This is a genomic window from Achromobacter deleyi (assembly GCF_902859705.1).
In the GTDB taxonomy this organism is placed as follows: domain Bacteria; phylum Pseudomonadota; class Gammaproteobacteria; order Burkholderiales; family Burkholderiaceae_B; genus Achromobacter; species Achromobacter deleyi.
Genome location: NZ_CADIJO010000035.1, coordinates 1 through 25,260 on the forward strand (window position 1 = coordinate 1; position 25,260 = coordinate 25,260).

The 25,260-nt window shown below is 68.8% G+C and carries 22 protein-coding genes; 13 read left to right on the plus strand and 9 right to left on the minus strand.

The genetic code is table 11. The features are described 5' to 3' along the window. The 4 genes from HV798_RS28800 to HV798_RS28815 all read left to right on the plus strand — a co-directional run. Positions 1–1,161, plus strand: a 1,161-nt coding sequence (locus HV798_RS28800) for a hypothetical protein (RefSeq protein ID WP_175216615.1), incomplete at its 5' end; no start/stop codon positions are given. Positions 1,162–1,226: 65 nt separating this feature from the next. Then, entirely contained in the window at positions 1,227–4,994 is a 3,768-nt protein-coding gene (tssM, locus tag HV798_RS28805; RefSeq protein WP_425486176.1) for a type VI secretion system membrane subunit TssM, read from the plus strand. Then, positions 4,991–5,974: a type VI secretion system-associated protein TagF gene (gene tagF, locus HV798_RS28810; RefSeq protein WP_025137941.1), complete on the plus strand. Its 984-nt coding sequence runs from the start codon at positions 4,991–4,993 to the stop codon at positions 5,972–5,974. The genes tssM and tagF overlap by 4 nt, the downstream gene beginning before the upstream one ends. 2 nt (positions 5,975–5,976) lie before the next feature. Next, on the plus strand, positions 5,977–6,771 hold the full coding sequence (locus tag HV798_RS28815; protein WP_025137940.1) for an OmpA family protein: 795 nt from the start codon (positions 5,977–5,979) through the stop codon (positions 6,769–6,771). A gap of 95 nt (positions 6,772–6,866) precedes the next feature. Here HV798_RS28815 and tssA read toward each other — a convergent pair whose 3' ends face one another. Further along, complete coding sequence (gene tssA / locus HV798_RS28820) at positions 6,867–7,982, minus strand: type VI secretion system protein TssA (protein ID WP_175195931.1); 1,116 nt, start codon at positions 7,980–7,982, stop codon at positions 6,867–6,869. Positions 7,983–8,124: 142 nt separating this feature from the next. Here tssA and HV798_RS28825 point away from each other — a divergent pair, with 142 nt between their 5' ends. The 6 genes from HV798_RS28825 (at position 8,125) to HV798_RS28850 (ending at position 12,986) form a co-directional block, all read left to right on the plus strand. Then, on the plus strand, positions 8,125–8,376 hold the full coding sequence (locus tag HV798_RS28825; protein WP_025137938.1) for a hypothetical protein: 252 nt from the start codon (positions 8,125–8,127) through the stop codon (positions 8,374–8,376). A gap of 36 nt (positions 8,377–8,412) precedes the next feature. After that, the gene (locus HV798_RS31810) at positions 8,413–9,567 is read left to right on the plus strand and encodes a PAAR domain-containing protein (RefSeq protein WP_246289273.1); all 1,155 of its coding nucleotides are present in this window, start codon (positions 8,413–8,415) and stop codon (positions 9,565–9,567) included. 142 nt (positions 9,568–9,709) lie between these two features. After that, positions 9,710–9,955 (plus strand): ParD-like family protein, encoded by a 246-nt coding sequence (locus HV798_RS28835; protein ID WP_025137936.1) that lies wholly within the window; start codon positions 9,710–9,712, stop codon positions 9,953–9,955. Then, positions 9,956–10,747 (plus strand): type I methionyl aminopeptidase, encoded by a 792-nt coding sequence (map, locus tag HV798_RS28840; RefSeq protein WP_025137935.1) that lies wholly within the window; start codon positions 9,956–9,958, stop codon positions 10,745–10,747. Between the two features lie 136 nt (positions 10,748–10,883). Next, positions 10,884–12,104: an MFS transporter gene (locus HV798_RS28845; RefSeq protein WP_175195933.1), complete on the plus strand. Its 1,221-nt coding sequence runs from the start codon at positions 10,884–10,886 to the stop codon at positions 12,102–12,104. Between the two features lie 246 nt (positions 12,105–12,350). Continuing rightward, a complete protein-coding gene (locus tag HV798_RS28850; RefSeq protein ID WP_175195935.1) occupies positions 12,351–12,986 on the plus strand; it encodes a glutathione S-transferase family protein in 636 nt (211 codons plus the stop codon). Positions 12,987–12,992: 6 nt separating this feature from the next. On the opposite strand, the gene sodC is transcribed toward HV798_RS28850, so the two are convergent. From sodC to HV798_RS28865, 3 genes are all read right to left on the minus strand, one after another. Next, positions 12,993–13,517, minus strand: a complete 525-nt coding sequence (gene sodC / locus HV798_RS28855) for a superoxide dismutase family protein (RefSeq protein WP_175195937.1) — start codon at positions 13,515–13,517, stop codon at positions 12,993–12,995. Between the two features lie 161 nt (positions 13,518–13,678). Next, positions 13,679–14,923, minus strand: a complete 1,245-nt coding sequence (locus HV798_RS28860) for a DUF445 domain-containing protein (RefSeq protein ID WP_175196000.1) — start codon at positions 14,921–14,923, stop codon at positions 13,679–13,681. A 139-nt stretch (positions 14,924–15,062) separates the two neighbouring features. Further along, positions 15,063–15,932, minus strand: a complete 870-nt coding sequence (locus tag HV798_RS28865) for a LysR substrate-binding domain-containing protein (RefSeq protein ID WP_175195939.1) — start codon at positions 15,930–15,932, stop codon at positions 15,063–15,065. Between the two features lie 272 nt (positions 15,933–16,204). On the opposite strand from HV798_RS28865, the gene eno reads away from it, so the two are divergent. Next, positions 16,205–17,485, plus strand: a complete 1,281-nt coding sequence (gene eno / locus HV798_RS28870) for a phosphopyruvate hydratase (protein ID WP_175195941.1) — start codon at positions 16,205–16,207, stop codon at positions 17,483–17,485. On the opposite strand, the gene HV798_RS28875 is transcribed toward eno, so the two are convergent. Next, positions 17,449–18,240 (minus strand): AraC family transcriptional regulator, encoded by a 792-nt coding sequence (locus HV798_RS28875; RefSeq protein WP_175195943.1) that lies wholly within the window; start codon positions 18,238–18,240, stop codon positions 17,449–17,451. The two genes, eno and HV798_RS28875, sit on opposite strands and share 37 nt — an antisense overlap. Before the next feature lie 123 nt (positions 18,241–18,363). Between HV798_RS28875 and HV798_RS28880 the strand changes: the two genes are divergently transcribed. Next, on the plus strand, positions 18,364–19,071 hold the full coding sequence (locus tag HV798_RS28880; RefSeq protein ID WP_175195945.1) for an HAD family hydrolase: 708 nt from the start codon (positions 18,364–18,366) through the stop codon (positions 19,069–19,071). Positions 19,072–19,083: 12 nt separating this feature from the next. On the opposite strand, the gene HV798_RS28885 is transcribed toward HV798_RS28880, so the two are convergent. From HV798_RS28885 to HV798_RS28900, 4 genes are all read right to left on the minus strand, one after another. Further along, positions 19,084–19,824, minus strand: a complete 741-nt coding sequence (locus tag HV798_RS28885; RefSeq protein WP_175195947.1) for a hypothetical protein — start codon at positions 19,822–19,824, stop codon at positions 19,084–19,086. Positions 19,825–19,939: 115 nt separating this feature from the next. Continuing rightward, positions 19,940–20,557 (minus strand): hypothetical protein, encoded by a 618-nt coding sequence (locus HV798_RS28890; protein WP_175195949.1) that lies wholly within the window; start codon positions 20,555–20,557, stop codon positions 19,940–19,942. After that, on the minus strand, positions 20,539–21,819 hold the full coding sequence (locus HV798_RS28895; protein ID WP_175195951.1) for a hypothetical protein: 1,281 nt from the start codon (positions 21,817–21,819) through the stop codon (positions 20,539–20,541). The genes HV798_RS28890 and HV798_RS28895 overlap by 19 nt, the downstream gene beginning before the upstream one ends. Positions 21,820–21,924: 105 nt before the next feature. Further along, positions 21,925–22,854 carry a LysR family transcriptional regulator gene (locus HV798_RS28900; protein WP_025137923.1) on the minus strand — a complete coding sequence of 310 codons (930 nt, stop codon included), beginning with the start codon at positions 22,852–22,854 and terminating at the stop codon, positions 21,925–21,927. Positions 22,855–23,106: 252 nt separating this feature from the next. Between HV798_RS28900 and HV798_RS28905 the strand changes: the two genes are divergently transcribed. After that, positions 23,107–25,227 carry a 3-hydroxyacyl-CoA dehydrogenase NAD-binding domain-containing protein gene (locus HV798_RS28905; protein WP_175216616.1) on the plus strand — a complete coding sequence of 707 codons (2,121 nt, stop codon included), beginning with the start codon at positions 23,107–23,109 and terminating at the stop codon, positions 25,225–25,227. The last annotated feature ends 33 nt before the right edge of the window (positions 25,228–25,260 follow it).

Here is a 25,260-nt window from a genome sequence, read left to right on the forward strand (position 1 = left end):
GCCCCGGCCGCCGCCGCCGTGACCCGCCTGGTGGCCCTGGCCGGCGCCGCCCGCGCCGCGCCCGGCAGCGATGCCGCGGCGATCCACGACGCACTGGCCGAGCAACAGCGGCCCGACCTGGACCCCCAACTGACCAACGCACGCGGCTTTCCGGTATTCAGCGCCCGTGCCGAGCACCTGGATATCGACGCCCTGCGCGAAGCCGCCCACGCCGACAAGGCCCCGCAGGCGGCGCGTTCGGATGACCGCCTGCGCGCCACGGCGCTTCTGTGCGAGGTGATTGAAACGCTGTCGCAAGAGGCCCGCGGCCACGTGCTGGACCACGGCACGCCGGAACGCGACCACGATTGGCCGCTGCTGCAGCTGGAACTGCTGCTGCCCGCGCAATGGCCGCAGGCCGCGCGCGACCACGCGCTGGAACAGGCCCGCGCGGCGGCCGTGTGGGTGCCCACGCGCCTGACCTTGCAGCTGCACAAGGCCGAAGACACGCTGGCCAGCGACAGCCTGCTGCGCCAACTGGCGCTGGAACCGCTTGCCGCGGACCGCGCCCCGCTGCGCATCGTGGCCGCGGCCGATTCCTATATTGATGCGAACGTGGTGCAGGACTGGGATGCCGGCGGCACCTTGGTCAGCACCGCCACGCCGCAAGGCCGCGTGCCCGGCGAGGCTGCCGCGGGCCTGCTGCTCGACCTGGCGCAGACCGCGCCGCCCGACGCCAAGAGCGCCCCGCCCGCCCTGCCGCCCGAAGGCGCCTTCGCGCTGACGCTGTCGGCCATGGCGCACCGCGCCACCGACGCCGACGCGCGCGGCGCCGCCAGCGAACCCATGCTGACCGAACTGGCCACCCACTTCCTGACCCAGCACGCGCGGCGCGCGGACGACATCCGTGCATTGGTCAGCGATGCCGACCACCGCGGCAGCCGGCCGCTGGAAGCCGCGGGGCTGGCCAGCACGCTGTTTCCCGCGCTGGACCCGAACCAGGATTGCCTGGCGGTCGGCACGGCCTGCGGCTACACCGGCGCGGCCGCGCATCTGCTGACCCTGGCCGTCGCGGGCCAGGCCAGCACGCAGGCCGAGGCGCCGGTGCTGGTTGTCATGACGCAAGACCCGGCGCTGCGCACGCTTGCGCTGGTGTCCCAACCCCTTTCCCCCTCCGCTTGACCCCTATAAAAACAGCCAAAATCATGCGTAGCCCTTCAGGTTTCTTCTCCGGTATTTCCAGCGCCATGAGCGAAGGCAGGCACTGGACCTCACGCGCGCTGGGCAACCCGCGCCTGTTCATGGCGATCGGCCTGATCGCCCTCGTCGTGTTCCTGTTCCTGTTTGCCGACACGGTCGAGATCGGCCTCGTGTGGGCGGGCATCGCGCTGGGGATCTTCCTGTTTCTCTGGCTGTGCGCCTTCCTGTGGCGCCGGCGCCGTGCGCGGCGTGCCAACAAGAACCTGGGCGATATGCTGGAGCAGCAGGTGCAGACGGGCGCGGCAGCCGCCAACCGCGGCGAGGTCGACGCGCTGCGCACGCGGCTGATCCAGGCGGTGCGCACCATCAAGACCTCGAAGATCGGGCAGGTGTCGGGCAACGAAGCCCTGTACGAGCTGCCCTGGTACATCGTGATCGGCAACCCGGCCGCGGGCAAGAGCAGCGCGGTCATCAATTCGGGCCTGCAATTTCCCTTCGCCGACAAGAACGGCGCGGCCGTGCGCGGCGTGGGCGGCACGCGCAATTGCGACTGGTTCTTCACCACCGAAGGCATTCTGCTGGATACCGCGGGCCGCTATTCGGTGCACGAAGAAGACCGCAACGAATGGATGGGTTTTCTGGACCTGCTCAAGCGCCACCGCCCCAAGGCGCCGATCAACGGAATCATCGTGGCGGCCAGCATCGACGAGCTGACCGGCGCGGGCCCCGAATTCGCGATCAACCTGGCCAAGAACCTGCGCCAGCGCGTACAGGAACTGACCGACCGGCTGGAAGTGTTTGCGCCGGTGTACATCATCTTCACCAAGGCCGACCTGATCTCGGGCTTCAGCGAGTTCTTCTCCGACAGCGACCAGCGCGAGCGCGACCGTGTGTGGGGCGCCACCCTGCCCTACGGCGCCGAAGAAAACCGCGACGTGCTGGCCCTGTTCGACGAGCGCTTCGACGAGCTGTACGAGGGCCTGAAGGAAATGGGCACGGCGCAGATTTCGCTGCGCAGCCGCAGCGACCTGCCGCCGGGGCTGTTGACCTTTCCGCTGGAATTCGCCGGCATCAAGCCCGCGCTGCGCACGTTCCTGTCGACGCTGTTCGAGACCAATCCGTTCCAGTACAAGCCGGTGTTTCGCGGCTTCTATTTCACCAGCGCCTTGCAGGAAGGCGTGTCGCAAAGCACGTCCACCGAGCGGCTGGCCGAGCGCTTTGACCTGCGGCCGGCGGCGCGCGGCCAGGCCCGCAACGTGTCGTCGCACAACGGCTTTTTCCTGCGCGACCTGTTTTCCAGCGTGATCTTCGCCGACAAGAAACTGGTGCGCCAGCACGCCAGCCCGGCCAAGACCCGCATGCGCTACGTGACCTTCTTCGGCCTGGTGCTGGCGCTGGGCCTGGTGCTGGGCGGCTGGAGCTGGTCGTACCTGGGCAACCGCCAGCTGGCGCAGAACGTGCAGGCCGACCTGGACAAGGTGGTGCGCCTGCAAAGCGAACGCACCGACCTGCAAAGCCGCCTGGAAGCCATGGAGATCCTGCAGGACCGCATCGAGCAGCTGGACCGCTATTCGTCCAGCCGGCCGTGGTCGCTGGGCCTGGGCCTGTACCAGGGCGACGTGCTCAAGGAACGCCTGCTGGCCGAGTACTACAACGGTGCGCGCCAGTTCATGCTGAGCCCGGTCAAGGCCAGCCTGGAAGACTTCCTGGCCAAGGTGGACATGTCCGGCGCCGCCGCAGCCGCTGGAGGCACGCCGCAACCGGCGCCGCAGGCCGCGCGCACGCCGCACAACCCGGGCGGCGACACGCTGTTCCAGGATGCCTCGCCGACCAATGCCGACGACGCCTACAACGCGCTCAAGACGTACCTGATGATGGCCAATCACCAGCACGTCGACCCCACCCACCTGTCCGACCAGATCACGCGTTTCTGGCGCGGCTGGCTCGAGACCAACCGCGGCGCCATGCCGCGCGACCAGCTGATCCGCAGCGGCGAGCGCCTGATCTCGTTCTACGTCAGCCGCGCGCCCGATGCCGGCTGGCCCCAGATCGATACCAACCTGGCCCTGGTCGAGAAGACCCGCGCCAGCCTGCGCGCCGTGATGCAGGGCATGCCGGCGCGCGAACGCGCCTACGCCACGCTGAAGGCCCGCGCCGCCACGCGCTTCCAGACCATGACGGTGGCGCGCATCGTGGGCGAGAACGACGCGGGCGTGGTGGCCGGCAGCTACGCCATCCCCGGCACCTTCACCCGCGAGGCCTGGGAACAGTACATCCAGCCCGCCATCAACGAGGCCGCCAAGAAGGAAGTGCAGACCAGCGACTGGGTGCTGGGCGTGAACGCACGCGACGACCTGACGCTGGACGGCAGCCCCGAGCAGATCCAGAAAAGCCTGGCGACGATGTACAAGACGGAATACGCCCAGGAATGGCAGAAGTTCCTGCGCGGCGTCACCATCAAGCCGTTCACCAGCTTCGAGCAGTCGGTGGGGGCCATGAACCGCCTGGGCGATCCGCAGACCTCGCCCATCGCCAAGCTGATCAACACCACCTACGAGCAGACCTCGTGGGACAACCCGTCGCTGATCAACGCCGGCCTGCAACAGGCGCAAAGCGGCGTGGTGGGCTGGTTCAAGCGCGTGATCCTGCGCCAGACCCCGCCCGCGCCCGCGGCCACCACCACGGCCAATGGCGAAGCGATTCCGATGGGGCCGGTGGGCCGCGAATTCTCGGATGTGGCCCGCCTGGTGGTCACGCGCGAGAACCAGTCGCTGCTGGGCAACTACATGGGCGCGCTGTCCAAGATCCGCACCCGCTTCAACCTGCTGAACAACCAGGGCGACCCCGGCCCGGGTTCGCTGATCCTGCTGCGCCAGACGCTGGAGGGCAAGGATTCGGAACTGGCCGACGCGCTAAAGCTGGTGGACGAGCAGATGCTGGCGGGCCTGTCGGCGACCCAGCGCGAAACGCTGCGTCCGCTGCTGGTGCGCCCGCTGATCCAGGCCTATGCCGTGGCCATGCAGCCGGCCGAGTCTGAATTGAACAAGGTCTGGAACGCGCAGATCTACCAGCCGTTCAACCTGACGCTGGCCGAGAAGTATCCGTTTGCCGCGCGCGCCAGCGTCGAGGCCAGCAGCGACGAGATCGGCCAGGTGTTCGGCCCGCAAGGCAGCATCGCCAAGTACGTCAACGACACGCTGGGCCCGCTGACCGTGCGCCGCGGCGACATCCTGACCGCCCGCACCTGGGGCGACATGGGCGTGAGCCTGCAGCCGACGTTCACGGCCAACTTCGCGCAGTGGGTGGCGCCGTTGTCGGGCGGTGCGGCAGGCAGCGGCGCGGCCAGCCAGCCGCAGACGCTGTTCCAGATCCAGCCCAAGCCCGCCTCGGGCGTGACGGAATACACCATCGAGATCGACGGCCAGCAGCTGCGCTATCGCAACACGCCGCCGCAGTGGGTCAACTTCGTGTGGCCCAATGCGCAGGGCGCGCCGGGTGCACGCATCACCGCCACCACCTTTGACGGCAGCTTGGTCGAGATCGTCAACGAGCCGGGCCGCTTCGGCCTGGAACGCCTGATCGCCACCGCCCAGCGCACGTCCAACGCGGATGGCAGCTTCAACATGAGCTGGGGCAAGTCCAACGTGACCGTGCCCGTGAAGCTGCGCATCATCAGCAACGCCCAGGCGCCTGGCGCCGGCGGCAGCGAGCCCGGCGGCAGCCAGGGCCTGCGCAACCTGCGCCTGCCCTCTTCCGTGGTGGGCGCCACCCCCGAATCCTCCTCCGCCCAGACGCGACCCGGAGCGCCGCAATGAGCAACTTGCAGTCCCCCCTGTTCCGCACGGCCTATTTCGGCAAGATCCCGGCCCGCGGCGACTTCGTCAAGAACACCTCGCACCCGCAGTTGATGGCCACGCTGGACGCCTGGGTCGCCAACACGATGGAACTGCTGGCCCAGGAACCGCACTGGAAGACGCTGTACGACGAAGCCGAACCCATGCCGTTTGCCATCCTGGGGTCGCGCGGCAAGCTGGCCATTGCGGGCCACCTGCAGCCCAGCCGCGATCAGTCGGGCCGGCGCTTTCCGTTCCTGTCCGCGACCTCGGTGGAGGTGCAGCGGCCGCTGGAATTCATTGCCCGCAGCCCCATGGCCTTCAGCCGGCTCTGGAACCGCATGAGCGGCGCCGCGGCGCTGCTGATGACCGACGCCGACCCCGCGGCGGCCTTGCAGGCGCTGAACGAACTCGAAGGCGAAATCCGCACCGAGGCCGACGACGGCTTTGACGCGTTTGTCGACCTGCAGACCGTCGAGCGCCTGGAAGCCATGCTGCGCGGCAACGGCCACGCGGCGCGGGTGCACGACATCATCCTGGCGCTGGGCATACTGCTTGAACCCGTGATGTCCAGCGGCTCGTCACAGCTGGATCGCGGGCTGGCGCTGCCGCTGCCCGACGACCCGCTCTACCTGAACCTGGTGGCCTCGTACTGGATGACGTTGATCGCGCCATTCCTGTCGCGTGCCGACTTCGAGATCACCGTGTTCATCGGCCGCATCGCCGGCAAGCATCGGCTGGTGGCGGGCTTTCGCGGCGCCTCGCCACAGACGCTGGCCAGCCTGCTGTCCACGCCGCAGGCGTTTGCCGAACAGCACATCGTGCTGGAAGACGCGCCCTGGGTGCGCAACCACGTGTCGGCCAGCCATGGCCTGGCCAAGCTGTCCAGCTACCTGGACCAACCGCGGTTGTCCCTGCGCATGGCGCTGGACACCTACCGCGAAGTCTTCACCGGAGCCTGACCATGCGTGTCTCTCTCCTGATCCTGGCGGCGCTGCTGTCGTCCGCCGCCATGGCGCAAGACGGCGCCACCGTCGTGCCCGCCAATGTCATTCCGCAACCGGGCCAGGTCGTGGCCAGCGGCGCCGTGCCCGACGAGGCCACCAAGGCCGATGTGCTGACGCGGCTGCAACAGGTGTACGGCGTGGGCAATGTGATCGACCAGATCGAAGTGGGCGGCGTGGTGGCGCCGCCGAACTGGTCCGAACACGTGGGCAAGCTGATCGGCCAGCCGCTCAAGCAGATCAACCGCGGCCAGCTGGAAGTGGACGGCACCCAGATCCGCCTGCGCGGCGAGGTGCAGAACGAGGCCTCGCGCCAGCAGATCGCCAGCACCTTCGCGACCTCGCTCAACCCCACCTACAAGATCGTCAACGGGCTGCGCGTGGCGGCCGGCAAGGACGAACAGGGTCTGCTGGACAAGGTGCTGACCAACCGCGTGGTGGAATTCGAAACCGGCAGCGCCACGCTGACCGCGCGCGGCCGCGAGCTGCTGGACCAGGTGGCCGACGTGGTGCCCAAGCTGCACAGCGACAAGGTGCAGATCATCGGCCACACCGACAGTTCCGGCAGCCGCAGCACCAACCTGGCGCTGAGCCAGGCGCGTGCCGACGCGGTCAGGGCCTATCTGGTGGACAAGGGCTTGCCGCCCGGGCGCTTCGAGACCCTGGGCGCGGGGCCGGACCAGCCGGTGGCCACCAACGCTACCGCGGAAGGCCGGGCCAAGAACCGCCGGATCGAGTTCCGGGCCAGCCGGTAAGGCACGCCCCGGCCGCGACGGCCGGGCACCCATCGAACAGGCGGCGAATACGCCGCGTTGCGGGCCCCGGCAGCATGCCTGGGGCCCTTTTGCTATCAGCCGTTGTGCTCGGGCGGCTTGGGCACGCCCAGCAGCTCTTCCAGGCCCGACAGGGCTTCGCCGTTCTTGACCACGGTGCGCAGCCACAGGTGCAGCGACATCTCGCCCCAGCTGGCCGCCTTGTCGGCCAGATAGGCCACCGGGCTGTGCGGTTCGGTGCGGCGAAAGAACTCAGCCACTTCACGCAATTGCGCCAGGGCCTGGTCGCGGGTTTGCAGCGGACCGCGCGCAGGCGCGGGCACGGCGGGCGGGAGATCGGCGGCAGCGGTCAAGGTGGGCTCCATCCGGATGGCGGGTGCGCCGGCAGGCGATGCGGCCGGGGCCGCGGCCGGCGGCGCCAGGTCGGCGCGCACCAGCAGGCCGGCCTCGCGGGCGAAACGATGCACAAGTTCGGTCACGTCCTGCAGGGCCGTGCGCAGCGGCGTGAAGGCCGGGCCGTCGTCGCCCAGGCGTTCGGTCAGCGTCAGTTCCAGCACGTCCACGGCCGCGAAGCAGCTTTGCAGCTGGCTTTCGAGGTCGGAATAGAACGCGGGTGGCGTATCGCGGCGGGCGGCATCGAACTGGTCCAGCGTGACCTTGCCGCGCGACATATCGGCCGCATTCTGCGGCGTGCGCTTGATGGCGTTGGCCAACTGGCTGGCGCTGTCCCACAGCACCGCGCCAAAGCGCCCGCCTTCGGACTGCGTCAGCGGCAGTTCGCGCACCAGTTGCTGCGAGCGCGACAGCAGCCACGCCAGGTTGCCGACGCGCTGCTGCGCATCGCCCTCGTCCGGCACGGGATGCAGGCCGTCCCAGTAGTGGCGGCACAGGCCGTCGACCAGCAGGAAGCCGTCGCGCAGCCCCGCAAAGCCGCGGGTCTTGGCCCAGGCTTCGGCCAGCCAGGCGGCCACGCGCACGTCCTTGCTGCGGGTGGCCAGCACGTCGGTGCAGATGCGGATGACCTGGGGCCAGTCGGCCTCTTTGATGTCGATGACCCAGTCGCCCTGGTCCAGGTGGGGGTCGTCGTGGCGGCGGGCTTCGCGGATGGCGTCGAATTCGGCCGAAAAAACCATGTCGGCGCCACAAGGCGCCGGGCCGGGAATGGGCTGCAACAATGCGTCGATATCGCTCATGGGTTCCTGAGTCGTGGCGGCGTCGAAAGCAGCGATGATCCCATATCTGTAACGACGTTACGTTCTAAGATGACACGTCCTATTACAAAGCGCATCAGGCACCCTGGATATCATTCAAGCTCTCCAAAAACTGGGAGTCGCGATGAACAAGTCATTCCACATGATGCCCAACGGCCGCTTCATCAATGGCACGCCGCGGCGCTGCCCTGACGGCACTTACGTCGGCGACGGCGGGCCGATCACACGGGCGCCGGACGGCACCTACGTTGCCGGCACACCGCAGCGCGCGCCCGACGGCAGCTACCTGGGCAGCGGTGGTCCCGTGCGCATGGCGCCCGACGGCACCTTCGTCGTAGGCCCGCCTCGCATGGCGCCTGACGGCACCTATCTGTAAGCATAAATAACCATCCTTTCGGAGCAACGGGCGGCCATGGCGCAGCGATCCGTAATACGCAAGGGCGACCGCACGTCACATGGCGGCGTGGTCGTCACCGGGGACGAGTCCGTCCAGATCTTCGGCCAGCCCATGGCGCGCGTGGGCGACCGCGTCACCTGCCCCAAGTGCGCCGGCCAGCACACCATCGTGGAAGGCGTGCAGAGCGTCAGCTCGAACCGCCCCACCGCGCTGGAAGGCATGAAAACGTCTTGCGGCGCCACGCTGATCGCCAGCCAGCAGTTCTACCAGCTTGAGCATGGTGGCGGCCAAGGCGGCGGTTCGGGCGTGAACGATGCGGCCGCGGCCGTACAGGCCGGCGCGCCGGCCGCGCTGGCCGAGGCGATTGCGCCGCAGGACGCGCCCGCCCAGTGCGCCCACGTGTCCGACACGCTGAAGCTGACCGAGCAGATGTTCGACGCCAAGCGCGCGCCCGTGCGCATGACCGGCCCGTCGGCCTACCAGCCGCCGGCCGGCCAGGCCCGCCAGGGTGACGACAAGTGCGTCATGTACGAGGCCTGGCCCGGCGGCCAGCGCGTGCCGGTGGTGCTGGAGCCGCGCGAATCGCCCTGGACCGGCAACCTGTTGCAGCGCTCGTCCAGTGAGATCACCGAACGCCTGACCGAACAGCCCCAGCCGCAACCCGAACAGGTGGCCAAGAGCCTGGGCGCGGCGCCCAAGGCGCTGTTGCAGGGCCGCGATCTGCAGATTCGCATCGCGCGCGGCATGTCGCTGGAAGACCGCGTCACCCGCCTGAACGCGCAGGTCGTCAAGGGCCCGCCCTGGGCCGACCCGACGCGCGACGCGCATACCGTGGGCGAAACGATGTTCTCGCACATCACGCTCTACAGCATGCCCGGCGAGCAGGGCATGGTCGACCACGCCGTGCTGCACGAGCTGGCCCACAGCTACGCCAACAACACCCAGGTCGACATGAAGGCCTGGGCGGCGGCCGCGCGGTCCGACGGCAAGGTGCCATCCGACTACGCCAAGGCCGGCCCGCAAGAGGACTTCGCGGAATTCGTGGTGATGGCCGTGGCCACCCAGGGCACCGGCTGCGAGCCGTACGCCCGGTCGCAGTACCCGGCGCGCTACAAGCTGCTGGACGGGATGAACCTGCTGGACAAGGCGCCGGCCACGCAAAGCGCCTGAGGCTGCCCGGCGTCGGCAGCCATGCGCGTCCGTGCGCGTCCGTTCAGGGCGCCCGGACGCCCCCCAGCCGCGGCGATTTGCACCCGGCGGCAACCCGCAGTACCATACGTTCCATATACAAACCATATACGGAACGTTCACTATGGGCATCGTCAAGATCTCCGAGCAGATGCACGAAAACCTGCGCGTCGCCAGCGGCGCGCTCAGCCGCTCCATCAATTCCCAGGCGGAACACTGGATGCGCATCGGCATGCTGTCCGAGCTGTACCCCGAATTGCGCCACGCCGATATCTGCCAGCTGCTGATCCGCATCGAGCAGGCGGAGGGCTTCAGTATTGCGGCGCTGTCCCAGGGGCAGCCGCAGCCCGGCCAGCAGGAGGCCGCGTAAATGGCGAAGAAGGTTTCGATCAAGTCCGCCGCCGACATCGTCATGGCCCGCAAGGCCGGCGCCCTGGCCGCGGACGTGCTGCACATGATTGCCGAGCACGTGCGCCCCGGCGTCACCACCGACGAACTGGACCGCATCTGCCATGACTACATCGTCAACGTGCAGCAGGCCATTCCCGCCAACGTCGGCTACCACGGCTTTCCCAAGACCATCTGTGCGTCGGCCAACCATGTGATCTGCCACGGCATTCCGTCGGCCAAGGTCCTGAAGAACGGCGACATCCTGAACATCGACGTGGCCGTCATCAAGGACGGCTGGTACGGCGACACCAGCCGCATGTACTTCGTGGGCCAGCCCAGCCCGCTGGCGCGGCGCCTGGTCAACACCACGTACGAAGCCATGCGCGCCGGCATCCTGGCGGTCAAGCCGGGCGCCACGCTGGGCGACATCGGCCACGCCATCCAGACCGTGGCGCACCGCGAGCACTTCAGCATCGTGCGCGAATACTGCGGCCACGGCATCGGCCAGATCTACCACGACGATCCCCAGGTGCTGCACTACGGCCGCCCGGGTGAAGGCATGGTGCTGCAGCCGGGCATGATGTTCACCATCGAGCCGATGATCAACGCCGGCAAGCCGCAGACCAAGCAACTGCCCGACGGCTGGACCGTCGTCACCAAAGACCGCTCGCTGTCGGCGCAGTGGGAACACATGGTGGTGGTCACCGAGACCGGCTATGAAGTGCTGACGCCCTGGCCGGACGGCTTCGGCGATTACCCGCCGATTCCTTGAGCGAAACGCCCAGTCGGCCTGGGCGACGGTTCGCCGACGCCTTGAGCTGAACCCACCGCAACATTCGGAGTGCGGACCGCGCGGGGCCCGATCATGATCGGGCCCTTGCCGTTTCTGCGGCCCTGCCGCCCGCCCCATGCCCGCCCTGCCCCCGGCCTTCCGGCGTCTCGCCGCGTCCAACCTGGCCGCCCAGTTCTCTGAACAGATTGCCCTGGCCGCCGCGCCGCTGGTGGCCGTGCTGGCGTTGGGTGCGAGTGCGGCCCAGACCGGCTATCTGCAGACCGCGCAGACGCTGCCTTTCCTGTTGCTGTCGCTGCCGGCCGGCGTGCTGGCCGACCGGATATCACGCCGCACCTTGATGACTGCCGCCGAATGCGCCCGCGCGGCCAGCCTCTTGGGCCTGTTGGCCTTGCTGGCGCTGGGCGGATTGAACCTGGGCTGGCTGGCCGTGCTGGGCTTTCTGGGTGCAGTGGGCACGGTGGCCTACAACGTGGCCGCCCCGGCGCTGGTGCCGACGCTGGTGCCGGCCCGCGACCTGGGCAACGCCAACCGCTGGCTGGAACTGGCGCGCAGCGCGGCGTTTTCGGCCGGGCCGGCCCTGGGCGGTGCGCTGGTCGGCTGGATCGGCGCGTCCAGCGCCTATGGGCTGGCCACGGCGCTGTCGCTGCTGGCGGCCATGCTGCTGGCGGGCCTGCCGGCCGAGCCGCCGCGCACGGCGCCGCGCCGACGGCTGTGGCGCGAACTGACCGAGGGCGCGGCGTTCGTGGCCGCCCATCCGCTGCTGCGGCCCGTGCTGGTGACCGCGGTGTTCTTCAATACCGCCTGGTTCGTGCTGCAAGCCGTGTACGTGGCGTATGCCGTTACGCATCTGGGCCTGACGGCGGCGGGCGTGGGCGCCACGCTGGGCATCTACGGCGCGGGCATGCTGGCCGGTGCGCTGGCCGCACCCTGGCTGGCCGCCCGCCTGCCGTTCGGCGCGCTGATCGCCGCCGGGCCGCTATGCGCGCTGGCGGCCAGCCTGATCCTGCTGTCGACCCTGGCGCTGCCGTCCGGCGCCTGGGCGGCGGTGGGCTTTTTCCTGTTCGGCGCCGGCCCGATCCTGTGGACGATTGCCACCACCACGCTGCGCCAGTCGGTCACGCCCAACGCGCTGCTGGGCCGCGTGTCCGCCGTGATCGTCACCGCCACCTTCGGCGCGCGGCCGGTGGGCGCCTTGATCGGCGCGGCGCTGGCGTCGCGGGTGGGGGTCGAGGCCTGCCTGTGGGTATCCAGCGTGGGGTTTGCGGTGCAGTTCGTGGTGCTGTTCGCATCGCCCGTGCGGCGGCTGCGCCAACAGCCGCAAGCCGTGGCGGCTTGAGGCGCCGCCCATCTGTGGTGACTATCTGTCGTGCCCATCTGTTGCGCCTATCTGTTGCGCCTATCTGTTGCGCCCATCTGTTGCGTCCATCTGTCGCGCCCATCTGTTGCGCCCATCAATCCGCCGATCTGTATCTGTCGGCCTGCCTGCCCTGCCGCTAGACTGGCGCGGTGCTGCCTGACGGCCCCTGCGCCGCCGGCTTTCCGATCCCCCATTTCTCCGCGCCCAGGCGGCGCGGCTGCCAACATGCTGAACATCCTGGGCAAGGCCTCTTCCATCAATGTCCGCAAAGTGCTGTGGACTTGCGCCGAACTGGACCTGCCGTTTGAACGTGAAGACTGGGGCGTGGGCTTTCGCCCGACGCAGGACCCGGCCTTCCTGGCCCTGAACCCGAACGCCATGGTGCCCGTGCTGCGCGACGGCGACTTCGTGCTGTGGGAATCGAACAGCATCATCCGCTACCTGGCCGGGCAATACGGCAAGACGGACGCGCTGTACCCCGCCGAGCCCAAACGCCGCGCCCGCGTCGACCAGTGGCTGGACTGGCAGGCGACCGACCTGAACCGATCGTGGACCTACGCCTTCCTGGGACGGGCGCGGCAATCTCCCGCCCACCAGGACCCGGCGGCCATCGCGGCATCGACCCGGGACTGGGCGCATTTCATGGGCATCCTGGAACAGCGCCTGCAAGCGACCCGCGCCTATGTGGCGGGGGATGATTTCACGCTGGCGGACATTGCGGTGGGCCTGTCGGTGAACCGGTGGTTCAGCACGCCGCTGGATAACGACAAACGGCCACCGCTACCCGCGGTGGCCGCCTATTACGACCGCCTGGCCGAACGTCCGGCTTATCTGCTGTACGGACGCAACGGCACGGCTTGACGCGCTTTACTTGACCACGCCGCAGACCAGGCGCCCGCCTCCGCCGCCCAGCGGCTGGGGCGTGTCGCTGTAGTTGTCGCCGCCCACGTGGATCATCAGCGCGTGCTTTTTCACGTCGGCCAGCTTCAGGTGCGGCGCCACCACGGCCTGTTTGGCCGTGCCGTTGGCGGCCACGACGATGAAGGGCAAGTCGCCCGTGTGGCCGTCGGTGGCTTCGGGGCCTTTGTGGGCCTTGGTGCCGTGCGGGTCCAGGTGGCCGCCGGCCGCGCCCCCGGGCGCCATCTGGCCGTTCACCATGCCGGGTTCGCACGAGCCTTTTTCGTGCACGTGAAAGCCGTGTTCGCCGGACGGCAGGCCCGTCAGGTTGGGGGTGAATTGCAGGCCGGCCTTGGTCTGCTTGATGGAGATGGTGCCGGCGCTTTTACCCACGCCGTCGGCCGTCAGGAACGACATCGCGACATTCTCGGCCTGGGCCGCGGCCGAAGCGCCGGCCAGTGTCAGCGTTGCAACAAGTATCGAGATTTTCTTCATGGACTTGCCTCCTGGGATCTTGCGCCGGTTGCCCGCCGCTGCGAAAGACAATAGCACCGGGGCGCGGCGCTTCGCCAGCAATCTTCATTCCTGATACATACGGCGTAACAGGCCGTTGCCGGCCGGCATTTCGGCCCGGCACGCCCGGCAAACGCCGGGCCCTAACTGCCCACCAGCAGCACCCCGGCATGCAGCAGCACGCCGATCAGTCCGCCCACCAGCGTGCCGTTGAAGCGGATGTATTGCAGGTCGCGCCCCACGCTCAGTTCCAGTTCGTCGACCAGATGGCGCTCGTCCCACAGCTTGACGGTGCGCGAGATGTGTTCGGTGACGCCGATGCGCAGACGCCCGGTCAGGCGGCGCGCGGCGCCCAGCACATGATTGTTGATGGCCTCGCGCAGATCCGGGTCTTCGCCCAGCTTGCGGGCCAGCGCCAGCAAGGCGCTTTCCAGGTGCGCGGCCAGGGCCGACTGTTCATCCGCCAAATCGCGGCGCAGCGCGGCGTGGATGTCGTCCCACAGGCCCTGCACGTATTCCTGCACCTTGGGGTGGTCGATGGCGCGCTGCTTCAAGGCTTCGACCTGCTCGGCCAGCGCCGGGTCGGTGCGCAGGCGCTCGATGTAGTCCAGCACCCAGGCCTCGTAGTCGCGCCGCACCGGGTGGTCCGGTTCGGACAGCACGTCGCGCAGTTCCTGCACCAGCGCGCGCGCCAGGCGGTCGGCCAGGTTGTCGGCAATGCCGTCGACCGAGGCGATGACGTCCACCGCCGCGATGATGCGCGGCCATTCCTTGCGGGCAAACTTCACCAGCAGCGCCGAGGCGCGTTCTTTCACGTCGTCGTCGCCCAGGTAGCCGCCCAGGCGTTCCATCGCGGCGTCCAGCAGTTCCTGGTGGCGGCCGTCGCGGGTCAACAGGCCCAGCACCTCGCCCGCCGTGCCGGCGGCGTCCCAGCGGCGCAGGTTCTTCACCACGAACTCCTGGATCACGCCGCGCACGGCATGGTCGTCCAGCAGGTCCAGCGTTTGCAGGGCCACGCGGCGCGCGCCGTCGCTCAGGGCATGCGCCTGCTTGGGGCGGGCCAGCCAGCGCGACAGGCGCGCGGCCGGGTCGAACACGCGCAGCTTTTCCATCAGCGTGTCCGGGTCCAGGAAATGGTCGCGCACGAACACCGCCAGGTTGTCGCCGATGCGGTCTTTGTTGCTGGGAATGATCGCGGTGTGCGGAATGGGCAGGCCCATGGGCCGGCGAAACAGCGCCACCACCGCGAACCAGTCGGCCAGCGCGCCCACCGTGGCGGCTTCGCAGAAGGCCCGCACCCAGGCCCACGCGCCCTGCCCGCCCATGACGTGGCTGGTGATGAACCCGCTGATCATCGCCACCAGCAGCGCCAATGCGGCGATCTTCATGCGCCGCAACTGCGCGCGGCGAGCCTGCGAGGCCAGCGCGGAATGGGTCGCGGACGAGCGGGCGGACGATGGTGTTGCGGTCATGAGGTCTCCGGCGGGAACGCGAGGCCCAGCATACCAAGCCTGCCGGTCGGCGGGATCACTCGCCCGCCTCGGCCAATGCGCCGCGCAGCCAGGCGATGAAGGCGTCGGCGTGCGCCGTGCGCGTGCGGCCGGCGGCCGGCACCGCACGCAGGCCGCCGTCAAACGGCACGAAGCCATAAGGCGCCACCAGTTGGCCGTCTTGCAGTTCGCGCGCGATCAAGCGCCGTTCGACCAGCGCCACGCCCAGGCCGGACAACGCGGCCTCGATGCACAGGTGGGTGTGCGGAAACGCCAGTGTGTCGCCCAGGGCCGCCGGCTGGCCAGTGATGGCTTCCCACTGGTTCCAGGCGCTGGACGTGTATTCATGCGCGATGCGCACGCGCGACGCGGGCTTCTTGCGAGCGTAGGCTGGGGTGCACACCGCGCCAAAGCGCACCGGCGCCAAGGGCAGCGCCTGGCGCCGGTCGGCCTCGGCGTAGCCGGACAGGTCCCAGGCCAGGATCAGGTCGGCGCCTTCGTTGCGCATTTCACGCGCCGAGGTCATCGACAGGCGGATGCGGATGTCCGGATGCTTGCGATAGAACACGGCCAGTTGCGGCACCAGCCAGCGCATGGCGAAGGTGGCGCTGCATGCCACGTGCAACCCCGGCGCCTGCGACTCGCGGGCCAGGCGCTCGTAGGCGTTTTCCAGCTGGTCGAACGCGGCCCGCACCGAGGCATAGAAGGTGGCGCCGGCCTGGGTCAGGCGCAGGCCGGTGCCGTCTTTCTCGAACAGCGCCACGCCCGCGTGTTCCTGCAACAGGCGCAGGTGGCGGCTGATGGCGCCGTGGCTGCGGCACAGTTCTTCGGCGGCGCGCGTGACCGAGCCGCTGCGGGCAATGGCTTCGAAGGCGCGGACGGCGGATAGCGGGGGCAATTGGCGCATGGCGTGAGGGACGGTGGCAAGGTTGGGCGCAGGCAAAGGCTACGGGATTCGCCCGCCTATTCGTCAAGAAAACTGACGGATAGGCAGAAAAACTGCATTGTCGGCGGCATGGCCTGTTTTTAGCATGGCGACATTGCAATCAGAGCCCGTTCAAAGCGTTCTGCCCGCCCATTCAAGCCATCACGCACGGCTTACGGTGGCGCAGCCAGCGCAACGGCCCGGCACGGCATTACTTTTAATTAACTGACCTTTCCTTATCTGGAGCCCACGCCATGCACATCACCCACCTGACCGCCCACGAAGCGCTGGACAGCCGCGGCAACCCCACTGTTGAAGTCGAAGTCCGCCTGGACGACGGCGTCCGCGGCCTGGCCCTGGTGCCGTCCGGCGCGTCCACCGGCCAGCGCGAAGCCCTGGAAAAGCGCGACGGCGACGCCGCCCGCTACCTGGGCAAAGGCGTGCTGGGCGCGGTCAACGCCGTCAATACCGAACTGCGCGCCGCGCTGCTGGGCCTGCGCGCCGACCAGCAGGCCGAGATCGACCAGACCCTGATCGCGCTGGACGGCACCGCCGACAAGAGCCGCCTGGGCGCCAACGCGCTGCTGGGCGTGTCGCTGGCGGTGGCGCACGCGGCGGCGGCCAGCCAGGGCCTGCCGCTATGGCGCCACGTAGGCGGCGTGCAGGCGCAGACGCTGCCCGTGCCCATGATCAACATCATCAACGGCGGCGCGCATGCCGACAACCCGCTGGACTTCCAGGAATTCATGATCCTGCCGGTGGGCGCGGACAGCTTTTGCGAAGCCCTGCGCATGGGCGCCGAGGTGTTCCACACGCTACGCCACGCGCTCAAGGCGGCGGGCCACAGCGTCAACGTCGGCGACGAAGGCGGCTTTGCGCCCACCCTGCGCAACGCGCCCGAGGCGCTGGACTTCATCATGGCCGCCATCGAACAGGCGGGCCTGCGCCCCGGCGCCGACATCGCGCTGGCGCTGGACCCGGCCGCCAGTGAATTCCATGGCGCCGAAGGCTACCGTTACCACGGCGAGAACCTGCTGCGCAGCCCCGAACAGCAGGTGCACTACCTGGCCGGCCTGGTGCGCGACTACCCCATCGTGTCGATCGAGGACGGCATGGCCGAAGACGACGCCACCGGCTGGAAGGTGCTGGGCGCAACCTTGGGCAACACCTGCCAGCTGGTCGGCGACGACGTGTTCTGCACCAACCCCGAACTGTTCCAGGCCGGCATCGAACAAGGCATCGGCAACGCGATCCTGGTGAAGATCAACCAGATCGGCACCCTGAGCGAAACCTGGCGGGTGCTGGCGCTGGCGCGCCGCGCGGGCTACGGCGTGGTCATGTCGCACCGCTCGGGCGAAACCGAAGACACCACGATTGCCGACCTGGCAGTGGCGGCCAACTGCGGCATGATCAAGACCGGTTCGCTGTCGCGCGCCGACCGCACGGCCAAGTACAACCGCCTGCTGCGCATCGAGCGCGAATTGGGCGCGGCGGCCGTCTATGCCGGCGCCAGCGCGCTGGTGCGGCGCGCCTGATCCGACGGCAGGCGGCCGGTCAGGCGCTTGAACATCGCGGCAAAGGCGCTGGCCGTGGCGTAGCCGGTTTCGTGCGCCACCACACCCACCGGCGCGCCCTGCCCCAGCCGGCTGAGCGCCACCATCAGGCGCAGCCGGTGGCGCCAGGCGGTAAAGCCCATGCCCAGTTCGCGCACGAACAGCCGCGCCAAGGTGCGTTCGGACAGGCCCAGCCGGGCGGCCCAGGCGGCCAGGCCGTCGGCGTCGGCCGGATGGCGCAGCAGATGGTCGTGGATGCGGCGCAGACGGGCATCCGCCGGCCAGGGCATGTCCAGGTGCGCCAGGCCGCGCCAGTCGATCTCCTGCATCAGCAGTCGGGCGATCAGGCCGTCCTTGCCGGCCTCGTCGTAGTCCATCGGCATGTCCACCGCCCGCAGCAGCAATTCGTGCAGCAGCGGCGACACGCCGGTCAGCGTGGGCCCGCGCCCGCCGCCCAGGCCCGGCGCGAGATAGGCGGTGCGCAGCGACACCTTGCCGCGCATGCGGGTCTCGTGCACCACGCCGGCCGGCATCCACAGCGCCGTGCGCGGCGGCACCAGCCACAGGCTGCCCGCCGCGCGCACCTGCATCACCCCCTGCACGGCGTACATCAGCTGGTCGCGCGGATGCTGGTGCGGCCGGCTGTGATGGCCGTCGGGGTATTCCTTGGGCATGGCGCCCAGCGGGCGGTCCAGCCACTGGTAGTCGATCTGGTTGCTGCTTTTGGGCGCCGTCATCGCGCTGTCGTCCCGAGCCGCCGTCGGCTGTCCGAAACGGCGTAGTCATTGTCCGAGGCGCCGCCATCGCGGCCGGCGCCCGTTCCTAGAATGCGGATTTTGACATTGCCCGCGAGGAACGACGTGAAGAAACATATTCTGGTGCTGGACATCGACGGCACCCTGACCGACACCGTGGCGTTGCACCAGCGCGCCTTCCTGGGGGCCATGCAGGCCCTGGCGCTGCCGGCGCTGGAGACGGACTGGGGCGCGTATCCGCATCACACCGACACCGGCATCCTGCGCCATGCGCTGGCCATGAACGGGCGGGCCGAGCCGTCAGTCGGGCAGTTGATGGCGTTCGAACAGGACCTGGCGCGGCGCTTTCTGGATGAACTGGCGGCCGCGCCTACGCCGGCAGCGCCTAAGCCGGCAGCGCCCATTCAGCCCATCCCGGGTGCTGCCGACTTCGTGCATGGCCTGGCGGATTCCGCCTGGGCCGTGGTGTTCGCCACCGGCGGCGTGCGCGCGGTCAGCGGCGTGAAGCTGCAGGCCGCAGGCATTCCGTTTTCGGACGCTGCCCTGTTCACCGCCAGCGAAGAACCGGCGCGCGATGCCCTGGTAGCCCGAGCCATTGCGCACGCGCACCGTGCCTATCCGCAGACGCGGAACGGCGTGGTGGTGTCGATGGGCGATGGCCTGTGGGACCTGAAGGTCGCGCAGCAGTTGGGCCTGCGGTTCCTGGGCGTGGGGTTGACAGCGCAAGCCCTGGCGGCGCGCGGCGCCCCCGTCTTGCCCGACCTGACGGGCGCCGCCGCGGCGCTGGCGGCGCTGTTGGCCGAACACGGTTGAAGGCGGTGAGCCTCAGGCCTCGCCCCGATCCCGGTACGCGATGGCGCACTGGATGGCGAACGCCAATACCAGCACCAGCGTGATGATCAGGGCGCCCGCCCCGGTGGCGATCGCGTCGAGCCAGCGCGTATGCAGCGCCGTGGTGAGCGAGCCGGTGGCAATGGCGGTGGACGCGGTCAACAACAACAGCAAGGCCGCAAACGGCCAGACCCGGCCGCGCAGCCAGCGGCGCGATTGGCCCAGCCCGTAGCGGCCCGCCAGAGCGGCTTGCGGCAGGCTCAGCGACCAGGCGCCCAGCCGATGCATCACCGGCAGCCAGATCGCCAGCCACAAGAGCAGCATCAACGTCAGGAAGACCACGCTGGGCGTGCCCGGCATCTTGAAATACAAGGCCACGCCCAGCGACGTGCTGAACGATTTCAGGCCGACGATCAGCGCGGCCACGCCGGTCAGCAGCGCCAGCACCCGCAGGTAGGCGCCATCGACGCGCAGCGCAGGCTTGGCCGGCGATTCGTTCAGGTAGTGCTGCCAGGCCACCACCAGCCGCGCCAGCGACAGCAGGCAGACGATGGCGGCCGCCAGCAGCCAGCGTTCACGCGGGCCGCCGATCTGGTCGAGCAGCAACGCGCCGGGCAGTGACATCACGAAGAAAATAAACGCCAGCGGCGCCGCGGCGAACATGCCGGGAACCTGCCGGGTGAATTGGCGCAGCGTCTGAGCCAGCAGGCGGCGGCCGGTGAGCGGTTGCGGCACGGGGCGGCTCTCCTTGGGCGGGTCGAATCGGGGCCGGTCTGGCCGGGCGTCCCAGCGTTATACCAGAGCGCCGCAAGGGGTACGACAGCCCCCGGGGCGTTGCGATGCCGTGGCTTCAATCGGTGAACAAGCGCGGCACCACCTGACCCAGCGTACTGATGTGTCCGTCCATTTTCTTGCCTTGCGGGTTGGCGATATTGGCCGCCCCTGCCGTGCGCAGGCGCAGCGTCAATGTGCGGCCGCCTTCATCCACGTTGAACTGCAGACCGAACACCCAGTCGACCCCCTCGGATCGGGCCATCAGCGTAAGCCAGCCTTCTTGCGGTTCCTGCGACGTCTGCGCGTACAGCAGTTCACGCTGTTCCAGGGCGGCCGGCGCGGCGGCGGCAAAACGCTGCATCGCGGCGAGCACGGTCGGCGTATTGCCGGCCAGGGGCAACTGCACCAATTGCAGCGGCGGCACCAGCAAGCGATGGGAAAACAAGGTCGGCAACGCCAGGGTCGACGCGGGGCGGGCGTTCCAGCCGCCCGCCGCGTCGGACGGCGATCCAGGCTCGGCGGGCCCCGCAGCAGCCGGCGCGGGCGGCGGCGCGGCGGCGCTTCCTGTCGGGCCGGCGGCCGATGTACAGCCGCCCAGCAACACCACCACCAGGACCGGCCACAACCACCTGAGCAACGGCCGGAACATGCCGCCGCCTTCGGCCTGGCGCAGCGCTAGGTTCTTGCAGCGCATGCTTTGCCCTCCGGCTTGTCATGGAATTTAAGGAATTCTTCCACGCGCGTGAACTGCGCTTTGGGCTTGTAGCAGGCGTTCAACCCCCGCAGCAGCAGGAATTCCTCTTCGCTGCCCAACGCATTGGCGAAGAACTCGTCGTTCAGTTTGTCCGAGATCAGGTTCAGCGTCTTGTCATCGCGATAGCGCGCCAGGCGTTCGCCCAAGGTGTAGGCGGTCAACGCGGCTTCCAGACGGCTCTGCGCATCGCTGACCTGCTCGATCGAAGCCCCCGTCCCCACCTTGCTCAGCAGCGCCGTCAGGGCCACCGATTTCTCCAGCACGGACTTGGGCACGATGCTTTCAAAAGTGCCCACCGACACCAGCGCGGTCGGCACGTTCAGCGGCTTGTCGCCGTCCAGCGCCTGGTTGGTGCGGATGTTGTAGCGCAGCGGCTTTTCCCAGAACGCGCGCGGCCCGCCCACCGGCCGGCCCACCACCACGTACGTGCCCTGCTTGAGCAGCCCCAGGTCGGAACCGGCCGCCTGGTTGACCGCCGCCTGCGAATACAGCTGCACGCTGTAGTCCAGCACCATGCGGTTGCGCTGGTTGGCCAGCACCAGTTCGGCGGCGGTAAACGCCACGCCCACCAGCGGCGACACCAGCGGATTGTTGGCCAGGCTGGCCGCGCCGCTGGCCACGCCCTGCGCCCGTTGCAAGGCGCGCAAGGTCTCGGCGTTGCGCTCGGTGGTGACATCCATCACCCGCAGCCGGAACGACGGCGCCACGCGCTCGTCCCAGCGCTGCACGTAATAGACCAGCAGGTTCGAGAAATTCAAGGACTGGTCCGGCTGCACGCCGCGTTGATACCAGACCACGATGGACTGGTTGCTGCCGTCTTCCTTGGCCGCGATGTCCAGGATCACGGCGTAGTCCGCCGGCCCGTCGATGCCGACAGTCTTGTTGCCGTTGGCGTCTCGAATGGCCGGGATGTCGACCGACCGCATCATGATCGACAGCGGCGCGTTGGCCTGCACTACGGTGGACTGCTCGTTGGCCGACACCGGCGTGCCGGCCAGTTCCAGCGTTCGTACGGACTCGGCGGGGTTGGCGGCCGGCTTCAGATAGAAGATTCGGTTATCCGCATAGATAGGCGTATGCACGGTATAGCTGTCACCGATGCGGGGCTCGCCGCCCGCGCACCCGGCCAGCAGTGCGACCACCCCCAACATGCCCAGCCGCCACTTGCCGGCCAGCGCCCGGCGTAAGAACACGAAAGCCATACTTGCTCCGCAAGAAAAGGCCCGCAATGGATCGGAACGACGACGGGATTTTTATCATTATGTTTCTTTTTGTCAAACCTCGATAACCCGCGTCCGACCCCGTCCCTACTCGCCCGTGCCCAGCAGCCCCGGCCGCCCTTCATGCGCCGCCTGGGCGCGTTGCTGGATGAATTCGATCAGCATCGCGATGGCGCGCGGGTGGTGCCGGTTGGGCATGTACAGCATGTACATGCCGCGCCCGAAGATGCTCAGGCGCCATTGCGGCAGCGCGGCCACCAGGTCGCCGCGCGCGACGTCGTCGTGCACCACGTAGTCCGGCACCACCCCAACCCCCAGGCCGGCCAGCATGGCATCGCGCAGGAAGGCGTAGTTGCGCGAGATGATGGTGGGTTCCAGCACCACGTGCTGGCGCGGCTGCCCGCCGTAGTAGGCCGACAGGCGCAGCGGCCGGCCGATGACGGCGGCGCTGATGACCGGCAGCCGGGTCAGGTCTTCGGGGCGCGCCGGCAGGCCGCGGGCGGCGGCGAAGTCGGGCGAGGCGCAGGCCACGTAGCGCACCTGCCCCAGTTCGCGCGCCACCAGGTTCTGCGGCGGCTCGGACATGATCCGCACGGCGATGTCGACTTCGTCGCGCAGCAGGTCGTCGACGCTGTTCTCGAACAGCACGTCCAGCACGATGTCCGGGTAGGTTTTCTTGAATTCCAGCAACCATGGCGTCATGACGAACTGGCCGTAGCCGCTGGGCACGCTCAGGCGCACCTTGCCCTGCGGCGTCTTGCCCAGGCTTTCGACGGCTTCGCGCGCAGCCGCGAGTTCGTCCTGGATGCTGCGGCCATGCTGATACAGCTTCAGTCCTATTTCGGTGGGTTCGACGTGCCGCGTCGTGCGTCGCAGCAGCTGCATGCCGACGGCGCGCTCGAGCTGGGTCAGGTGGTAGCTGACGTTGGCGCGGGTCATTTTCAGGCGGCGCGCGGCCTCGCTGAGGTTGCCGGCGTCCAGGATCTCTACCAGCAGGGTCAGGGCTTTGGTGTCCATGTCGAATCTCCTCGACCGATTGTCAATTTTTTTTATCCTCAATGTCAATTATTGATGTCATTGTCAAGACTTCTTTACTGGGAAAGAATAAGCAAATACAAGACGGGCCGTCCCTGGCCCGCCAGGCGCCGTGACTGCGCCGCGTCCGCCCCCGGGGCGTGCCGACCTGCTTGAAAAGCCCTGCGCGATTCAAAGCTGGCACACCCTGGCCAGGCCAGCGCGGGCGGCAAGCCCTACCGGAGACACTGTCCCATGACAGCCAGCGCAAACGCCGGCGCGGTGCACACGCGCCGCGACGGCGACATTCTTGTCGTCACCCTCGACCATCCCCCCGTCAATGCCCTCAGCTTCGCGGTACGCGGCGGCCTCGCACGCGCCATCGACGAAGCCGAAGCCGACCCGCAGGTAAGGGCCGTGCTGCTGACCGGCGCGGGCAAGAATTTCATTGCCGGCGCCGACATCCGCGAATTCGGCAAGCCGCCGGTGCCGCCCAGCCTGCCCGACGTCTGCAACCGCATCGAAGCCTGCGCCAAGCCGGTGGTGGCGGTATTGCAAGGCGCCGCGCTGGGCGGCGGCCTTGAAGTCGCGCTGGCCGCGCATTACCGCGTGGCGCTGGCCAGCGCCAAGCTGGGCTTGCCCGAGGTCACGCTGGGCCTGTTGCCCGGCGCCGGCGGCACCCAGCGCACGCCGCGCCTGATCGGCGCGCAGGCCGCGCTGGACCTGATGCTGTCGGGCAAGCCGCTGGCCGCGCAGGCGGCGCTGGCCGCCGGGCTGGTCGATGAACTTGCGCCCGGCACCGACCCGCTGGCCGCCGGCCTGGACTACGCCCGCCGCCTGCTGGCGCAAGGCGCCCAGCCGCGCCGCAGCCGCGATGGCCGCGCCCTGGACGACAAGGCCGCCGCGCTGGCCGCCGTCAACGCCGCCAGCCAGCAGGTCGCGAGCACCGCCCGCGGCCTGTTCTCGCCCGCCAAGATCGTTGACGCCGTGCGCGCCGCCATCGAGCAGCCCTTCGACGAAGGCCTGCGCACCGAACGCGCCCTGTTCCTGCAATGCCTGGACAGCCCGCAACGCGCCGGCCTCATCCACGCCTTTTTCGCCGAACGCGACACCGCCAAGATTCCCGAACTGAAAGAAGCCAAGCCGCGCCCGCTGGACAGCGCGGGCGTGATCGGCGGCGGCACCATGGGCGCGGGCATCGTGGTGGCCCTGCTGGATGCCGGCCTGCCCACCGTCATGGTCGAACAGGACGACGCCGCGCTGGAACGCGGCCGCAAGCGCGTCGAACAGGTCTACGACCTGCTGGTGAAAAAAGGCCGCATGACGGCCGACGAACGCGGCGCGCGGCTGGCGCGCTTTACCGGCGCCACGAACTACGACGCCCTGGCCGGCGCCGACCTCATCATCGAAGCCGTGTTCGAGGACATGGACGTCAAGCTGGCCGTGTTCGCGCAACTGAACCGCGTGGTCAAGCCGGGCGCGGTGCTGGCCACCAACACGTCCTACCTGGACGTGGACCACATCGCGCAGGGCACCACCCGCCCGGCCGACGTGCTGGGCCTGCACTTCTTTTCGCCGGCCAACATCATGAAGCTGCTGGAAGTGGTGGTGGGCCGCGAGACGGGCGCCGACACCGTCGCTACCGGCTTTGAACTGGCCCGCCGGCTGCGCAAGATTCCGGTGCGCGCGGGCGTCTGCGATGGCTTCATCGGCAACCGCATCCTGGCTGTGCATCGCCAGGCGGCCGACATGATGATGGAAGACGGCGCGTCCCCCTACGAAATCGACGCCGCCGTGCGCGAATTCGGCTACCCCATGGGTCCTTACCAGATGGCCGACCTGGCCGGCGGCGACATCGGCTGGGCCACGCGCAAGCGCCGCGCCGCCACCCGCGACCCGGCGCTGCGCTACGTGCAGATTCCCGACCGCCTGTGCGAACGCGGCTGGTTCGGCCAGAAGACCGGCCGCGGCTTCTATCTGTACCCCGATGGCGCGCGCACCGGCACGCCCGACGCCGACGTGCTGGCCATCATCGATGCCGAACGCCTGCGCGCAGGCGTCACCCCGCGCGAGTTCAGCCACGAAGACATCCAGCGCCGCTACCTGGCCGCCATGATCAACGAGGCCGCCAACGTGCTGCACCAGGGCATTGCGCTGCGCCCGTCCGATATCGACATGGTGTTCCTGTCCGGCTACGGCTTTCCGCGCTATCGCGGCGGGCCGATGCACTACGCCGACCGCGTCGGCGTGGCCAACGTGCTGGCCGACATCCGCGCCTTCGCCAAGGAAGACCCGGCATTCTGGAAGCCGTCGCCGCTGCTGCTGCAGCTGGCCGAATCCGGCCGCGATTTCGCCAGCCTGAATTCCGCCGGCTGACGCCCCCCTATACCTATCCCTACCTGGACACCG

What these genes read in the sequence shown, in the direction of transcription:
- sodC (WP_175195937.1), bottom strand. Translation starts at nt 13,517, where the DNA reads ATGAAGAAAATCTCGATACTTGTTGCAACGCTGACACTGGCCGGCGCT.
- HV798_RS28860 (WP_175196000.1), bottom strand. Translation starts at nt 14,923, where the DNA reads ATGAAGATCGCCGCATTGGCGCTGCTGGTGGCGATGATCAGCGGGTTC.
- tssM (WP_425486176.1), top strand. Translation starts at nt 1,227, where the DNA reads ATGAGCGAAGGCAGGCACTGGACCTCACGCGCGCTGGGCAACCCGCGC.
- tssA (WP_175195931.1), bottom strand. Translation starts at nt 7,982, where the DNA reads ATGAGCGATATCGACGCATTGTTGCAGCCCATTCCCGGCCCGGCGCCT.
- HV798_RS28900 (WP_025137923.1), bottom strand. Translation starts at nt 22,854, where the DNA reads ATGGACACCAAAGCCCTGACCCTGCTGGTAGAGATCCTGGACGCCGGC.
- HV798_RS28850 (WP_175195935.1), top strand. Translation starts at nt 12,351, where the DNA reads ATGCTGAACATCCTGGGCAAGGCCTCTTCCATCAATGTCCGCAAAGTG.
- HV798_RS28845 (WP_175195933.1), top strand. Translation starts at nt 10,884, where the DNA reads ATGCCCGCCCTGCCCCCGGCCTTCCGGCGTCTCGCCGCGTCCAACCTG.
- HV798_RS28875 (WP_175195943.1), bottom strand. Translation starts at nt 18,240, where the DNA reads ATGACGGCGCCCAAAAGCAGCAACCAGATCGACTACCAGTGGCTGGAC.
- HV798_RS28815 (WP_025137940.1), top strand. Translation starts at nt 5,977, where the DNA reads ATGCGTGTCTCTCTCCTGATCCTGGCGGCGCTGCTGTCGTCCGCCGCC.
- tagF (WP_025137941.1), top strand. Translation starts at nt 4,991, where the DNA reads ATGAGCAACTTGCAGTCCCCCCTGTTCCGCACGGCCTATTTCGGCAAG.
- HV798_RS28825 (WP_025137938.1), top strand. Translation starts at nt 8,125, where the DNA reads ATGAACAAGTCATTCCACATGATGCCCAACGGCCGCTTCATCAATGGC.
- HV798_RS28895 (WP_175195951.1), bottom strand. Translation starts at nt 21,819, where the DNA reads ATGGCTTTCGTGTTCTTACGCCGGGCGCTGGCCGGCAAGTGGCGGCTG.
- eno (WP_175195941.1), top strand. Translation starts at nt 16,205, where the DNA reads ATGCACATCACCCACCTGACCGCCCACGAAGCGCTGGACAGCCGCGGC.
- HV798_RS28865 (WP_175195939.1), bottom strand. Translation starts at nt 15,932, where the DNA reads ATGCGCCAATTGCCCCCGCTATCCGCCGTCCGCGCCTTCGAAGCCATT.
- HV798_RS31810 (WP_246289273.1), top strand. Translation starts at nt 8,413, where the DNA reads ATGGCGCAGCGATCCGTAATACGCAAGGGCGACCGCACGTCACATGGC.
- map (WP_025137935.1), top strand. Translation starts at nt 9,956, where the DNA reads ATGGCGAAGAAGGTTTCGATCAAGTCCGCCGCCGACATCGTCATGGCC.
- HV798_RS28890 (WP_175195949.1), bottom strand. Translation starts at nt 20,557, where the DNA reads ATGCGCTGCAAGAACCTAGCGCTGCGCCAGGCCGAAGGCGGCGGCATG.
- HV798_RS28905 (WP_175216616.1), top strand. Translation starts at nt 23,107, where the DNA reads ATGACAGCCAGCGCAAACGCCGGCGCGGTGCACACGCGCCGCGACGGC.
- HV798_RS28835 (WP_025137936.1), top strand. Translation starts at nt 9,710, where the DNA reads ATGGGCATCGTCAAGATCTCCGAGCAGATGCACGAAAACCTGCGCGTC.